Origin of the sequence: Paenibacillus sp. BGI2013 (genome assembly GCF_002843485.1) — a bacterium.
In the GTDB taxonomy this organism is placed as follows: Bacteria; Bacillota; Bacilli; order Paenibacillales; family Paenibacillaceae; genus Paenibacillus; species Paenibacillus amylolyticus.
Map to the genome: position 1 here is coordinate 829,423 of NZ_PJFA01000002.1, position 14,887 is coordinate 844,309.

Below are 14,887 nucleotides of genomic sequence, written 5' to 3' on the forward strand. Positions count from 1 at the left end.
GAGGTTTCGATGTTATGAAGCTGTTCGTTACCGGCGGTGCCGGATTTATTGGAAGCAATTTTGTGATGTATATGCTGCAGAGGCACCCGGATTATGAAATTATCAATGTGGACGCCTTGACGTATGCAGGAAATCTAGAAAACCTGAAGAAACTCGAGGGTAATACGCGGCATACCTTTATCAAAGCTGACATTACAGATACTGTCAAGATGGATCTCCTGATCGGTCAAGGCATAGATGTAGTTGTTAACTTTGCTGCGGAATCACATGTGGATCGAAGCATTCTGGAACCAGATGTGTTTGTGCGGACCAATGTGAATGGTACCCTAGCACTGCTAGAAGCAGCCAAAAAACATAACGTCACCAAGTTTGTCCAGGTATCAACGGATGAGGTCTACGGTTCGCTCGGTCCTACAGGTTTGTTTAAGGAGGAGACGCCGCTGCAGCCTAACAGTCCGTATTCGGCGTCCAAAGCAGGTGGAGACCTACTTGTAAGAGCGTATCATGAAACCTTTGAGCTGCCAGTGAACATAACTCGCTGTTCCAACAACTATGGTCCTTACCAGTTTCCTGAAAAGTTGATACCGCTGATGATATCCCGTGCCTTGGCAGATGAGGCCTTGCCTGTATATGGAGACGGCTTGAATATTCGGGATTGGCTCTATGTTGAAGATCATTGTAGTGCTATCGATCTGGTTATCCACCAGGGACGGGATGGTGAGGTGTACAATATTGGCGGCAATAACGAGAGGACCAATGTGCACATTGTAAAAACCATTCTGGAGCAGCTTGGCAAACCAGAGTCTTTGATTAAATATGTACAGGATCGTCCTGGACATGACCGCAGATATGGCATCGATCCGACCAAAATGATGTCCGAGCTCGGCTGGAAGCCGAAGCACACGTTTGAGACAGGTATCAAGGAGACCATTCAATGGTATCTGGACAACAAAGAGTGGTGGATGCGGATACAATCGGGTGTTTACCAACAGTATTACTCCAAACAATACGGCTCTCGCTTGGGAGATGCGAAGCAATGAAGGTACTAGTTACAGGGGCTAGCGGACAACTAGGACGGGATGTAGTGCTGCTTTTGGAAAAGGAGGGACATTCCGTTCTAGCATGCAACCGTGATCAGATGGATATTACTGATCAATCAAAGGTTAATGACGTCATCGTTTCATATGGACCAGAGGTGGTCATCCATTGTGCTGCTTTTACAGCTGTTGATGCTGCTGAAACAGATACAGATAGAGCTTATACGGTGAATGCGGTGGGAACCCGCAATGTTGCCGTAGCGTCAGAAAAGGTAGGAGCGAAGCTCATCTACATCAGTACAGACTATGTCTTTGACGGTAGTTCGAATAAGCCTTATCAGGAGTATGACAATACCAACCCACAAAGCGTATATGGGAAGTCCAAGCGAGCTGGAGAATTACTGGTACAGACGTTGTCGTCAAGATGGTTTATTGTGCGGACATCCTGGGTATACGGACTTCATGGCAATAATTTTGTCGAAACGATGCTGAAGCTTGGTCAAGAAAAGCCCAAACTGCAAGTAGTCGATGACCAAAAAGGATCACCAACGTATACCGTGGATTTGGTTGGGGTACTACTTGAGCTCATGGTGACGGAGAAGTATGGTGTATATCATGCATCCAACAGCGGGGCCTGCACTTGGTATGAGTTCGCGCAAGCAATTTTTGAGGAAGCGCAAGCTGTAGCGGGGATCTGCATTCAAGCAAAATTAGAGCCATGTACAACCGAAAATTTTCCGCGTCCGGCACCACGCCCACGCAACTCAGTGATAGACCATTTGTCTATTCGGACTAACAGTTTTAACGATTTGCGTCCTTGGCGTGAAGGATTGAAAAGTTTTTTGATTTCAAAATTAAAAGATTAAATCCATCATATTTAGTTGGTACTTTGTTTTAGTAGATCCTCCATGCTTTTTCCGAAGAGGTTAAAGTATGGGAGGATATTAATAAATAGCTACCGTAATCTATAGTTTAGTCACCAAACAAAATGGAGTGTAGTGAAAGAACTTTCTATAGTAGTTATCTTACACACCAAGTCTGGCACTGAGTAAAATGGTTTAGTGTTTGGAAGGCCGTGTAGATTGGGCAAATGGCGTAAGCAAGCTGTTAAAAACAATATATCTTATGCACCTTATTTTTAATGTGGTAAGGACCACGTATGAAATTAATAATATGCCAATATGTTATGGGATTTACTGAGGTGGTGGAAGTTGATGAAGGAAAAAAATGTGATTATTTATGGTTCACAAAGTTTTGCCTGTTATGTTAGAGAACTCGTTCTGGAGTGCGGGCATAATTTTATTGGATTTATTGATGATTTCAATGGAGGGACGGAAGTTCTCGGCTCTTTTGAGGATGTTATCAAAAAATATAGTCCAAATGAATATGAAATTGCAATAGCCATTGGATACAACAATTTGGCAGCCAGGTGGGATGTATACGAGAAAATCATCAATCAGGGTTACGAAGTGGTATCGCTGATTCACCCTAGAGCATATGTCAGTAAATCAGCTAGTATTGGAAGGGGAACCATAATTTCTGTTGGTTCAGTTGTAGATTTCAATGTTCAGTTGGGGGAAGCGAACTTTATTTGGCCAGGTGTAATCATAAATCACGATTCAACAATTGGGGATAATAGTTTCTTTTCACCAGGAGTAAACATTTGCGGGTTTGTTCATGTGGGTAGTAATTGTTTCTTAGGGGCCTCCTCTATAATTATTAACGGAAACACTATAGAAGACAATTCCTTTATTAAAGCAGGAACAACATATTACCAAAAAAGGATAGATAATAAATAAAGTAGGCCTTAATGCAATCCGATACATGCATGAATCCGTATTAGATCAAAATTCAGTTGGCAGAGTTAATAATATGACCAACCTTCAAAGATTAAGTGGAGAATGGTTTGTTTATTTTAGTATGATGTGGTAATTGCGATAGATCTCCTTTCCTCTCTTTCAGAATAATATGCTATACTTTCAATAAATAAGTATTAGTATTAGAATTCATAAAAAGGATTTTTATGATTCGTGAATATCAAATTCTGTTGTTACAGCAAAAAATGTCAGGAGTTTTTACACAATGACTGGATTCATAGGTGCTCCGCGGGTAGGATCGGAAATCAGCAACATAGTTCACCCCCCAGACGCCAGCATCATCATCGTCAACTACAACACCCGTCAGCTGACGCTGGATTGTCTGGCTTCAGTGTATGCTACTCACACCTCCTATCGCCTTGAAATCATTGTTATCGATAATGCTTCGCATGATGGCTCAGTGGAAGCTATCCGTGAGGTTTACCCAAGTGTACAATTGATTGCCAATAACCATAACACAGGCTTCGCTGTTGCCAATAATCAAGGAATGGAAGTAGCCAAAGGACGCTATATCCTGCTCCTCAATTCGGACACGGTCGTTCAGCTGGATACGCTGCAAACGATGATCGGATTCATGGATCGCCATCCTGAGATGGGAGCATCTGGCTGCAAAGTCATCCTGCCTGATGGCTCCTTGGATAAGGCTTGTAAGCGTGGATTTCCTACACCATCGGCTTCATTTTATTATGCATTCGGTATTTCTCGTCTTTTCCCTGATCGGCCGAAGTTTAATCAATATCAACTGGGACATTTGAGCCCGGATGATGAATATCCTGTAGACTGTCTTGTCGGTGCGTTCATGCTAGTGCGGCGTGAGACGATTGAGCAGGTTGGCGGGTTGGATGAGACGTTCTTTATGTATGGAGAAGATATTGACTGGTGTTATCGCATCAAAGAAGCGGGATGGGGCATTTTTTATTATCCGCGTACATATATTGTGCACTATAAGGGCGGCAGTGCTCGTCGTAAACCTTTGAAAATAACGTATGAGTTTCATAGAGCGATGTGGGTGTTCCACCGCAAACACTACGCGAAGAAGTACAATCTACTCAAGAATACAGCTGTGTGGGTGGGCATCTCTCTCAAATTTACTTTGTCCCTGCTGCGCAGCAAATTGTCCCTTCCTTCTCGACAAGGGCAGACTGCAACCCGCATGAGAGCGGAGAATGAAGCATCTTCCGAGGTGAACCCATGATTCGGCGTAATCAACGATTTCTAACTCAATTGTATATTGCGGCTGATTTTGGCGTGATTCAGATTTCATTTTTGCTAGCCTGGTGGCTGAAATTTGAGAGTGACCTGTTAACGAACCAAAATCCACTACCTATAGAGAAGTATATGATGTGGAGCTTGGTTTACGCAGTTCTTACCATTATCACAGGACTGATGTCCTCTCTGTATATAGCCAAGCGAAAAAAACGATTTGTAGACGAACTTTGGAAAATCGTCCAGTCTCATGGCATAGCCTTCTTCATGCTAATGAGCCTGATGTTCTTTTTCAAGGAAGTAAACATCTCTCGTGCATATCTTGCCATGTATATGATTGGCAATATATCATTCACACTGATCTATCGCTATATAGTGAAAGTGCAGCTGAAACGCTTGCGTAAAAAAGGCTTCAATCGTCAGTTTGTGCTCATCCTTGGTGCTGGATCACTGGGCAAGCGTTTCTATGACAACCTTAAAAATTATCCCGAACTTGGATATGAAGTAACTGGATTTATGGATGATTATCGTCACTGGGATCAGAGTGAACAGAAAAGATACAAACCCATTCTTGGCCGAATCGATGAACTGGAAGAGTTCTTGTCTATGCATCTTGTTGATGAAGTCATTCTGGCATTACCTCTGGATGCTCATGATAAGTATTCGCATATTATCAATGTGTGTGAGAAGGCAGGGGTCCGGACACTAATCATTCCTGATTTCTTTGATTACTTGCCAGCACGGCCTCATTTCGACAACTTTGCGGGTATGCCCATGATTAATGTCCGTGATATTCCGCTGGATATTGCGGTGAACCGATTGATGAAGCGAACCTTTGACATAGTGTTCTCGCTAGTGGCGATTCTGTTAACTTCTCCGGTAATGCTCGTTGTCGCGGTAGGAGTAAGATTGACTTCTGCAGGACCAGTCATCTTCAAACAAGAGCGAGTAGGACTTAACCGACGCAACTTCATGATGTTCAAATTCCGCTCGATGAAAGTCATTCCTGAGGGCACAATAGACACTGGATGGTCCATTAAGGATGATCCGCGTCGAACCGTTTTTGGCACTTTTATAAGACGCACAAGCCTAGATGAGTTACCTCAATTTTTCAACGTTCTGATGGGTCATATGAGTGTAGTTGGCCCTAGGCCAGAACGTCCTTACTACGTGAACCAATTCCGGGATGAAATCCCGAAATATATGATCAAACACCACGTCCGCCCGGGAATAACAGGATTAGCACAGAGCAAAGGACTGCGCGGAGATACCTCAATCGAGGATCGTATTGAACAAGATATCTTTTACATTGAAAATTGGTCTTTATTATTTGATATCAAAATCATATGGGAGACTATTCGCAAAGGCCTTAAGAATGCTTACTGAGATTCACAATTCATTTAATCTTGCATACCACCATTTAACAGCCGCCTCGGGCGGCTATTTTGTTTTGCACCTCATCAATTCGGGTAGTTAGCTAACAAAAAGGTACTGAGGATGTGAATGTGATATGAAACGCATTGCCGCCGTGTTAATACTACTGATCGTTACCGTGGGCACACTCTTTTTCGCCTATGAAAGCGAGAGTGAGGAACAACGGGACGGATTTACCGCTTATAGATTAATCGCCCATGCGATGGGCAGCATTCGTGATCAACCATATACCAACGCCTATGAAGCGATGATTGCCAATTACGAGAAAGGCACACGTGTATTTGAGATCGACTTTATGTTAACATCGGATCGCAAAGCCGTAGCCAGACATGAATGGACCGCTAATATGAGCAAAATGCTAGGACAAGACGAAGAGCTTCCGGAGGATAAACAAGCCGGGGCACTGACACATGATGAATTTATGAATACGCCTATTTTAGGCATGTATCAACCCATGGATGCCGATGGCATTATAGATGTACTGGCCGAGTATCCGGATATGTATATCGTAACCGACACCAAGGAACAGAAGGATGAGGATATTCAGCAGGTGTTAAGATCCCTCGTGGATGCAGCCAAAGAACATGATTCATCCGTGCTGGACCGGGTGGTTGTACAGATCTATAACGAACCGATGCTTGAAACGGTGAAAGAAGTCTATGCATTCCCTTCCATTATCTATACGTTATATGCCACACAGGATACAGAAGCTCAGGTTGTTGATTTTGTGCAAAAGAATGATATTGATGCCGTGACTATGCCGGAATATAAAGTAAACCAGAATTTCGTGGCCAAGCTGAATAGTGCAGGCTCAGTCACCTACGTGCATACTATCAACGATACTGAACAGGTGGCTAACTATGAGAAGTGGGGCGTGTACGGGGTCTACTCGGACGTGCTGACGGAGCAGGAACTGGATGAGATGAATACACGTTTTGCCTGGAAACCGTAAAAATTCCTGTTTTCCTGTTCCCCTTTTTATACGAACATTGACACTCACTGTCTGCTGACTTAGACTTAGTTTACAAGCTTTCTAGGATGCAGAAGAACCTCTGGAGGAATGTTCGTTGATAGACATGATTAAGCAGTGGAGACATGTATTTAAGCTTGACCCGGACCGGGAGATTACGGACGAAGAACTCGATCTGGTCTGCATGTCGGGGACAGATGCAATTATCGTTGGCGGATCTTCCGGAATTACCTATGATAACACGGTAGACCTGATGTCCCGAGTGCGTCGTTATGAATTGCCATGTGTGCTTGAAGTATCCGATCTGGAGGCTGTTGTTCCCGGGTTTGACGGATATTTGATCCCTATGGTCTTGAATGCAATGGACAGCAAATGGATGATTGGGCACCACCAGCAAGCCATAGAGCGTTACGGTTATCTTATCCCTTGGGATCTGCTGATTGCCGAAGGTTATATCGTCCTGAATGCAAACTCTACGGTAGCGCGGTTGACTGGTGCAGATACGGATCTGACGACAGGAGCTGCGGTGGCATATGCCCAGGCTGCGGAGCGTCTGCTCAATCTTCCAATTGTATATATGGAGTACAGCGGAACGTTCGGAGATATGGAACTTGTTGGTGAGACACACAGACAATTGGAGCGGGCACACCTCATCTACGGCGGTGGAATTGATGATCCGGAGAAAGCCACGCAAGCTGCCCAGGTGGCAGATACTGTCGTGGTAGGTAACATTGTGTATAGCGATTTAACTAAGGCACTTGAGACGGTGTTGGCTGTAAAAGGAACCATTTAATCGGTTTAGTTTACCATTCCCCCATTTTCCCCTTATGATCTGTTAAAATAGAACTTTGCCCTTACTAATTAAGCAATTCGTATACAAGAGTAAGGTTTACACAGAAACGAAGTGTTCTCTCTTGTATTTTTACTACCTTTAAATATAAGCTAAACTAATTTTTACACGAGAACGAAGAGGACAGAAATAAGCTGGAGAAGCGGAGCGTTCGCCTTTATTACCGGATTTTTACCTTTGAAAAAGTAGATCGAAAAATCCGGGAATAACAGCGATCGGAAGATTATTCTGTCATCGGAGTGGCGAGTGTAACCTATTAATTTTGCTTTATAGACCAACCAACGAAAGGAGCATGCATGCATGCAACCTGTAAATATACATGATGCCGTTGCACGGCTTAACACCCCTCAACGGCAAGCCGTCGAGGCGACGGATGGCCCGTTGCTGATTATGGCCGGAGCGGGCTCCGGCAAGACCCGGGTGCTGACACACCGGATTGCCTACCTCATTGCAACACGGAAAGCGCCCCCGTGGGGCATTTTAGCGATTACATTTACGAACAAAGCCGCCCGTGAGATGCAAGACCGTGTATCCCAACTCGTAGGTGGATCTCAGGGCCGCGACATATGGGTATCCACGTTCCACTCCATGTGCGTGCGTATTTTGCGCCGTGACATTGAACGTATTGGCTTTACCTCCAACTTCAGTATTTTGGACTCATCGGACCAATTATCTGTAATTCGTAGCTGTATGAAAGATCAGAATATCGATACCAAGAAATTCGAGCCCAAAGCAGTTCAATCCATGATGAGCACGGCGAAGAATGAACTGATTAGTCCGGAGCAATATGAGAAGCAGGCAGGAGATTATTTCGAGGGTATTGTAGCGAAGGTATATAAGATGTATCAGAAAAAGTTAAGAGCCAACAACTCACTTGATTTCGACGATCTCATTATGCAGACCATTCAACTGTTCAAGGAAGTGCCGGAAGTCCTCGACTTTTACCAAAAGAAATTCCAGTACATTCACGTTGATGAATATCAGGATACGAACCGTGCGCAGTACATGCTGTGCCGCATGCTCGCTGATAGTCACCACCACATCTGCGTTGTGGGAGATAGTGACCAGTCGATCTATCGCTGGCGCGGAGCGGATATCAGCAATATCCTGAACTTTGAGAAAGATTACCCTGAAGCAAGTACGATTTTGCTGGAGCAGAACTACCGTTCAACTTCCAATATCCTGAATGCAGCGAATGAAGTGATCGGCCTGAATACAGGGCGTAAACCGAAGAAACTGTGGACGGACAAAGAGGGCGGTTCGAAGATCAAGGTGTACCGTGCGGATTCAGAACATGATGAGGGGTATTTTGTTACCTCCGAGATTAGTAAAAATGTGAAGAACGGCAAATCCTATCAGAACCATGCCATTTTGTACCGTACTAACGCCCAGTCCCGGGTTATAGAGGAAATTCTGATCAAGTCTGATATTCCGTATCAGATTGTCGGCGGCATCAAGTTCTATGATCGTAAAGAGATCAAGGACATTCTGGCGTATCTGCGCCTGTTATCCAACCCCGACGATGATATCAGCCTTACCCGGATCATTAATGTACCGAAACGTAGCATCGGTGATACAACGGTAGCGAAGCTCGCGGCTGCGGCAGGAGAGCGTGGAATTTCTATTTTCCGTGTACTTCAGGTCGTGGACGATCTTGGTTTTGCTGGCCGTACGCGGAATGCGCTGGTGGAGTTCTATGACATGATCGCTGCGTTGCATCAGATGGTAGAGTATCTGTCTGTAACTGAATTGACCGAGAAGATTCTTGAGATGAGCCAATACCGTCTTGAGATGCAAAATGAAAACACACTCGAATCCCGTGCACGGCTGGAGAACATTGAAGAGTTCCTGTCGGTAACGATGGAATTTGAGAAAAATAATGAAGACAAAACGCTCGTGTCGTTCCTCACCGATCTTGCATTGATTGCTGACATCGACAGCATGAACGATGATGAAGAGGATCAGAGCGACGTTGTTACCCTGATGACCATGCACAGTGCCAAAGGTCTGGAGTTCCCGGTTGTCTTTATCGTGGGTATGGAGGAAGGAGTCTTCCCTCATAGCCGGGCCTTTATGGATAATGAAGAGCTCGAGGAAGAACGCCGCCTTGCTTATGTAGGGATCACCCGTGCGGAAGAGCAACTGTTCCTGTCTTGTGCACAGATGCGGACGTTGTTTGGACGTACAACAGCGAACCCGCCTTCCCGCTTCCTGGATGAAATTCCGGATGAGCTGAAGGAAGACACCTCCATGGCTCGTGATCGTTACCGTCGTGGAAGTAGCGGAGGCGGCTCATATGGTGGACGTGGGTTAGGCTCTAGTGGAGGAAGTAACTTCGGTGGCGGCACCAAGCTCTTTGATCACCAAAGTAAAAGCGGTTCATCTGCTACCTCATCCACGCCAACTTCGCGTGTGACCACAAGTGTCTCCCGCCCAACATATTCTACGCCATCATCTGCTTCCAAGCCGGTAGCTTCTGATGGTGAAGCAGGATTCAAGGCAGGAGATAAAGTGCAGCATGGCAAATGGGGGACAGGCACCATTGTTGCGGTCAAAGGGACAGGTAATGATACCGAACTGCAGATTGCCTTCCCGGCTCCGGTGGGTGTGAAACGTTTGCTTGCCGGATTTGCCCCAATTACAAAAGTAGAATAAGAACGAAACCTCCTTTTGCACGATAACAGAGAGTACAGAAATAAATTGAAGAAGCAAGACGTTCGCCTTTATCCCCGGATTTCCACCTTTTAAAATGGATTAAAAGAAGTCCGGGGATAACAGCGATCAGAAAGTTATTCTGTTATCGGAGTGTCAGTGTGGATATTCATTCATTGAAATTATGTAGTGATATCAACGATGGAACGTTGTTCTGTTATCGGAGTTTACGTGCAATAGGAGTGTTCGTTCTACATATATAGATTAAATTAACGGAGGGATGGCCCTGTATGGACCCGATGCACCGGATGGAGCAACTCGTTACCGAGCTGAACCAGCATAATTATCAGTACTACACGATGGATCAGCCACAGATCAGCGATAAGGAGTATGATCTTCTGTACGATGAACTGGTTACGCTGGAACAGGAAAGCGGCATGGTTCTGCCTGATTCTCCAACACAGCGTGTGGGCGGCGAACTGCTCAAGGGGTTTACCCCGCATCGCCACTTATCTTCCTTATGGAGTCTGGACAAAGCACAGAATATTGAGCAACTTCGGAGCTGGAATACCCGTGTACTGAAACTGATTAATGACTATAACAGTAAAAATCCCGATACGCCTTTACCGGAACCAGGTTATGTTATTGAGTTGAAGTTTGACGGATTGACGCTGAACCTGACGTACACCAACGGTGAGTTGGTACAAGCCTCTACTCGTGGTAACGGTACTGTAGGCGAAGGGATTTTGGCACAGGTGAGAACGATCCGATCCGTTCCGCTCAAAATTCCTTACACAAGCGGTACGATTGAAGTACAGGGTGAAGGCATCATGAATCTGTCTGTCTTGGACCGATACAATGAGACAGCGGCAGAGCCACTCAAGAATGCGCGGAATGCAGCAGCGGGAGCGCTCCGCAACCTGAACCCGAAGGCGACGGCTGAGCGTCGGTTGAATGCTTATTTTTATAATGTAGGTTATTCGGATGACATTCAGTTTGCCAATCATCAGCAGATGATGGACTTCCTGCGTGAGAACCGATTCAAAGTTAATCCATCGATTACTTATTTCCATGAGTTTGATGATGTGATGGAACAACTGGCCGCGATTCAGGAGAACCGGGGTCAGCTGGACTATCTGATCGATGGAGCTGTTATCAAAATTACGGACATGCGCACCCGCGAAGTGTTGGGTTATACCGATAAATTCCCTCGCTGGGCGGTGGCATATAAATTCGAGGCTGAAGAGACCACGACGGTTCTTAACGCTGTGGTATGGAATGTGGGCCGTACTGGTAAAGTAACTCCGCTGGCACGCGTAGAACCGGTTGAACTTGCCGGGGTAACGGTACAGAACTGTACGCTGAACAATGTCGGCGATATTGAGCGCAAAAATCTGAAGTTCGCTCTGGGTACACGGGTCTTTATCCGTCGCTCCAATGATGTCATTCCTGAGATTCTGGGTAAAGTGACAGAGGAGAGTGATGGCGAGGAGATCGTCTTCCCTGAGCAATGCCCGGCATGTGGATTCCCACTGGAGCAACGTGGAGCGCATCTGTTCTGTAACAATAGACTTGCGTGTAAACCACAAACGGTGGCACGTATTTCCCATTTTGCTTCTCGTGATGCCATGGACATCGAGACGTTCAGTGAGAAAACAGCGATTCAGTTGTATGATGAATTGAACGTACGTGAGCCTGCCGACCTGTATACGTTACAGTTTGATGATTTGGTGAAGCTGGAGCGGTTTGGGGAAAAGAAAGCGAACAACCTTATCGCTGCGCTTGAGCTTAGTAAAGATAGAGACTTGGCTTCCTTCTTATACTCACTGGGTATTCCGAATACAGGTAAATCGACAACGCGCATGCTCGCTGATCATTATCGAGATCTGCACGCCATTATGAATGCAACTGTGGAAGAACTGGTTGAACTACCCGACGTCGGTGGTATTGTGGCAGAGAGCATCGTAAACTTTTTTGCAGATCCGTTTACACAGGCTGCAATTGAGAAAATGCTCAACTTGGGTGTGAAAGCTCAGGCACCTGAGGCACCAGCCGTTGCTGTTGTGGAAGATTCCTTCTTCAGTGGTAAAACGGTCGTCTTGACCGGAACGCTGCATCAATTGACGCGGGAAGAGGCAACGCAAAGACTGGAAGCGCTCGGAGCGAAGGTGACTGGCAGTGTGTCGAAAAAGACAGATTTGGTTATTGCCGGAGAGAAGGCAGGTAGTAAACTAACCAAAGCCCATGATCTCGGCATTCCTACGATTGAGGATGAGGACGAACTTGTACGTCTTTTGAACCCACAGGGTTAAAGTGTAATCAGAGAGTTCATAATGAGGAAAAAGAAAAAGGCCCCCGAAGACATGAATATGTGATCGGGGGCTTTTGCTATTTATTGAATTATTTTTACAACGAAAGAACGCTCACCAATCTTATCTCATCTCATCATGATCCACTTAAATTGTTAGGGATGCGCTGAGATGCGCCTGTAAGCCATGCATCCTTATCATATCCTCGTTCTTCCCAGTAACCGATATGTTCACTGTCGATGAGTTCAATGCGATTCAACCATTTTACTGATTTATAGGCATACATCTGAGGAATGACGAGCCGTACCGGACCGCCAAGATCAGCAGGGATAGGTTTGCCATCATGCATGACAGCGACCATAATATCTTCCATTTGTGCTTGATCCATCGTAATGGCATCCGTATACACACCATCACCGGAATAAAACTTCACACTATGAGCTTCCGGTTTGACCCCGGCTTGTTTCAAAAGCTGTGCAAGAGAAATACCTTCCCAGGTATTTTTATATACAGACCAGCCCGTTACACAGTGAAAATCACTAACCTGTACGGTGCGCGCCAGCTTCACGAATTGTTCCCAATTCCAAACCTGTGCCCGTTCAACGAGTCCATCGATTCGGAAAGACCAGTTAGCATTGGAGAAGGACGGTATAGGCGTAACCGTATATACGCGGAAATGACCTTCAGCTCCGCCTCCAATGGGAGGTGAAGAGGCAGACAGCGGTTGTGGCAGAGGAACCATACGGTTAGGATCGTTCTCCAGCATGCTATCAATACTATTATCGATCTTGAGATTTCGTCCTACCCAGGATATAAAAGTAGGACCAAGAGTCACGGCGAGACCAACCCCCACAGCAGAACGGATGAAAGCTCGTCGTGTATACAATGGTTGAGGTCGCTCCTCTGATTTGAGGGGATCTCTCTCGGAACTGCGATCAAACTGGGAAGAAGATATAGCAGCCGGAGTTTCTTTTTCATCCGATATTGAATCAGATGGATCAGCTGTATTTTGAGTTCGTGTTGAAGTTGTAGTGGTTTTAACCGCACGACGTGCAGGATCCTTTAACCATTTGGTCCGAGTGATGGAGTGATAGATAATATAAGGTAGGCCCACCCAAGTCAGCAGGTCATGGATCAAAAGTGCAGCATTCGACCATCGAGGTCCAGCCAGCTTGAACTGCCATAATACAATACCCGAGAGTAGCCAGCCTACCAGCAGAGCAAGAACAAAGATGGTGTTCACCCTTTGCCAAGGTCTATTACGAAGCTGTTTCCAGTGCTTTCCGGCCAAAATTAAGTAATATACTACGGGTGCCAGCATAGCTAGCCCAACGATGATATGTAGCCATTTTAACCAGACACGTCCAATTCCGAGTATCTCGCGCCAAAAGCCGCCTACCAGCATAAGACCTGTTATAGCAAGGATCACAACAATCCAGGCATTCCAAGCATGGATGGAAACCAACTTTTTTCCGTAACCTTTGCGTCTGTTCTTCAACCATTGTTTCAAGTGCGATCACCCCATATAGGTTAGTAATGAGTTTATTCAGAACTTTGATATGTAATAGCTAGCTGTGAATGGAGTACGTGATCTGTGTAAAGGTGCAATGCGAGATGGTTATACGATTGTTCATAGGCTACTTATGAAAGTAGTACACTTGACTGCTTAACCTTATCTCTATATCTATATACCTTATTATAGAGTTTTTGGATCACTTTCTTCAAACCATCAGAAGGCCAGGGATATTTATATCGATCGGTACTCTAACTAAAACTCATCTAGATCATTATTAATTGTGGTTATAGAAGGGAGTATTTATAGAATTGAGTTATTTCTTTTATATGTAATGCACTTTAAGGGTACCCTTCACTTGTTTAGAGAATGTGCTAATCTGTCGAATACAGGTTGGAAACAAGACACCGTAGATGAAGATATCATGATATCAAAAGGTTGATTAAAAATGCTTGCTAAATAAATCACTACGTGATATATTATTTCTTGTCGCTTCAAACGAATGATTGTCATAATCATTTGAAAGATGACGAAAACAAAGTGTTGACAGTAAGTTAGTTAACATGATATGATAAGATTCCTGTCCGGTTGGCAAACATCAACATAAACGGACATACAAGTTCCTTGAAAACTGAACAAATGGATAGTAACTTTTGATTCACAATGAATCGTCAGATTCAAAATGAGCTTATCGCTCTTTTCAATACTTTATTGGAGAGTTTGATCCTGGCTCAGGACGAACGCTGGCGGCATGCCTAATACATGCAAGTCGAGCGGACTTGAAGAGAAGCTTGCTTCTCTGATGGTTAGCGGCGGACGGGTGAGTAACACGTAGGCAACCTGCCCTCAAGTTTGGGACAACTACCGGAAACGGTAGCTAATACCGAATAATTGTTTTCTTCGCCTGAAGGGAACTGGAAAGACGGAGCAATCTGTCACTTGAGGATGGGCCTGCGGCGCATTAGCTAGTTGGTGAGGTAACGGCTCACCAAGGCGACGATGCGTAGCCGACCTGAGAGGGTGATCGGCCACACTGGGA

At 45.1% G+C, this 14,887-nt stretch carries 10 protein-coding genes and 1 rRNA gene; 10 read left to right on the plus strand and 1 reads right to left on the minus strand.

Annotated features, from left to right (window positions below; genetic code table 11):
• Positions 1-14 precede the first annotated feature (14 nt).
• The 9 genes from rfbB (at position 15) to ligA (ending at position 12,338) form a co-directional block, all read left to right on the plus strand.
• Positions 15-1,040: a dTDP-glucose 4,6-dehydratase gene (gene rfbB / locus CXK86_RS07330; RefSeq protein ID WP_076254141.1), complete on the plus strand. Its 1,026-nt coding sequence runs from the start codon at positions 15-17 to the stop codon at positions 1,038-1,040.
• Positions 1,037-1,903 carry a dTDP-4-dehydrorhamnose reductase gene (gene rfbD / locus CXK86_RS07335; protein ID WP_076254142.1) on the plus strand — a complete coding sequence of 289 codons (867 nt, stop codon included), beginning with the start codon at positions 1,037-1,039 and terminating at the stop codon, positions 1,901-1,903. The genes rfbB and rfbD overlap by 4 nt, the downstream gene beginning before the upstream one ends.
• 348 nt (positions 1,904-2,251) lie before the next feature.
• A complete protein-coding gene (locus CXK86_RS07340) occupies positions 2,252-2,836 on the plus strand; it encodes a PglD-related sugar-binding protein (protein ID WP_076254144.1) in 585 nt (194 codons plus the stop codon).
• 283 nt (positions 2,837-3,119) lie between these two features.
• On the plus strand, positions 3,120-4,109 hold the full coding sequence (locus tag CXK86_RS07345) for a glycosyltransferase family 2 protein (protein ID WP_083685081.1): 990 nt from the start codon (positions 3,120-3,122) through the stop codon (positions 4,107-4,109).
• On the plus strand, positions 4,106-5,506 hold the full coding sequence (locus CXK86_RS07350) for an undecaprenyl-phosphate glucose phosphotransferase (RefSeq protein WP_076254146.1): 1,401 nt from the start codon (positions 4,106-4,108) through the stop codon (positions 5,504-5,506). Before CXK86_RS07345 ends, CXK86_RS07350 begins: the two co-directional genes overlap by 4 nt.
• A 124-nt stretch (positions 5,507-5,630) precedes the next feature.
• Positions 5,631-6,506: a phosphatidylinositol-specific phospholipase C/glycerophosphodiester phosphodiesterase family protein gene (locus tag CXK86_RS07355; protein ID WP_076254147.1), complete on the plus strand. Its 876-nt coding sequence runs from the start codon at positions 5,631-5,633 to the stop codon at positions 6,504-6,506.
• 115 nt (positions 6,507-6,621) lie between these two features.
• A complete protein-coding gene (gene pcrB, locus CXK86_RS07360) occupies positions 6,622-7,317 on the plus strand; it encodes a heptaprenylglyceryl phosphate synthase (protein WP_076254149.1) in 696 nt (231 codons plus the stop codon).
• A gap of 357 nt (positions 7,318-7,674) precedes the next feature.
• On the plus strand, positions 7,675-10,029 hold the full coding sequence (gene pcrA / locus CXK86_RS07365; RefSeq protein ID WP_101313563.1) for a DNA helicase PcrA: 2,355 nt from the start codon (positions 7,675-7,677) through the stop codon (positions 10,027-10,029).
• Positions 10,030-10,316: 287 nt separating this feature from the next.
• Positions 10,317-12,338 (plus strand): NAD-dependent DNA ligase LigA, encoded by a 2,022-nt coding sequence (ligA, locus tag CXK86_RS07370; RefSeq protein WP_047840609.1) that lies wholly within the window; start codon positions 10,317-10,319, stop codon positions 12,336-12,338.
• A 133-nt stretch (positions 12,339-12,471) separates the two neighbouring features.
• Here ligA and CXK86_RS07375 read toward each other — a convergent pair whose 3' ends face one another.
• A complete protein-coding gene (locus tag CXK86_RS07375) occupies positions 12,472-13,845 on the minus strand; it encodes a molybdopterin-dependent oxidoreductase (protein WP_101313564.1) in 1,374 nt (457 codons plus the stop codon).
• Positions 13,846-14,556: 711 nt separating this feature from the next.
• Between CXK86_RS07375 and CXK86_RS07380 the strand changes: the two genes are divergently transcribed.
• Positions 14,557-14,887, plus strand: a 16S ribosomal RNA gene (locus CXK86_RS07380); the annotation flags it as partial.

Excerpts from the sequence above, each read along its gene's own strand:
- rfbB (WP_076254141.1), top strand. The coding sequence starts at position 15 with ATGAAGCTGTTCGTTACCGGCGGTGCCGGATTTATTGGAAGCAATTTT.
- rfbD (WP_076254142.1), top strand. The coding sequence starts at position 1,037 with ATGAAGGTACTAGTTACAGGGGCTAGCGGACAACTAGGACGGGATGTA.
- CXK86_RS07340 (WP_076254144.1), top strand. The coding sequence starts at position 2,252 with ATGAAGGAAAAAAATGTGATTATTTATGGTTCACAAAGTTTTGCCTGT.
- CXK86_RS07345 (WP_083685081.1), top strand. The coding sequence starts at position 3,120 with ATGACTGGATTCATAGGTGCTCCGCGGGTAGGATCGGAAATCAGCAAC.
- CXK86_RS07350 (WP_076254146.1), top strand. The coding sequence starts at position 4,106 with ATGATTCGGCGTAATCAACGATTTCTAACTCAATTGTATATTGCGGCT.
- CXK86_RS07355 (WP_076254147.1), top strand. The coding sequence starts at position 5,631 with ATGAAACGCATTGCCGCCGTGTTAATACTACTGATCGTTACCGTGGGC.
- pcrA (WP_101313563.1), top strand. The coding sequence starts at position 7,675 with ATGCAACCTGTAAATATACATGATGCCGTTGCACGGCTTAACACCCCT.
- ligA (WP_047840609.1), top strand. The coding sequence starts at position 10,317 with ATGGACCCGATGCACCGGATGGAGCAACTCGTTACCGAGCTGAACCAG.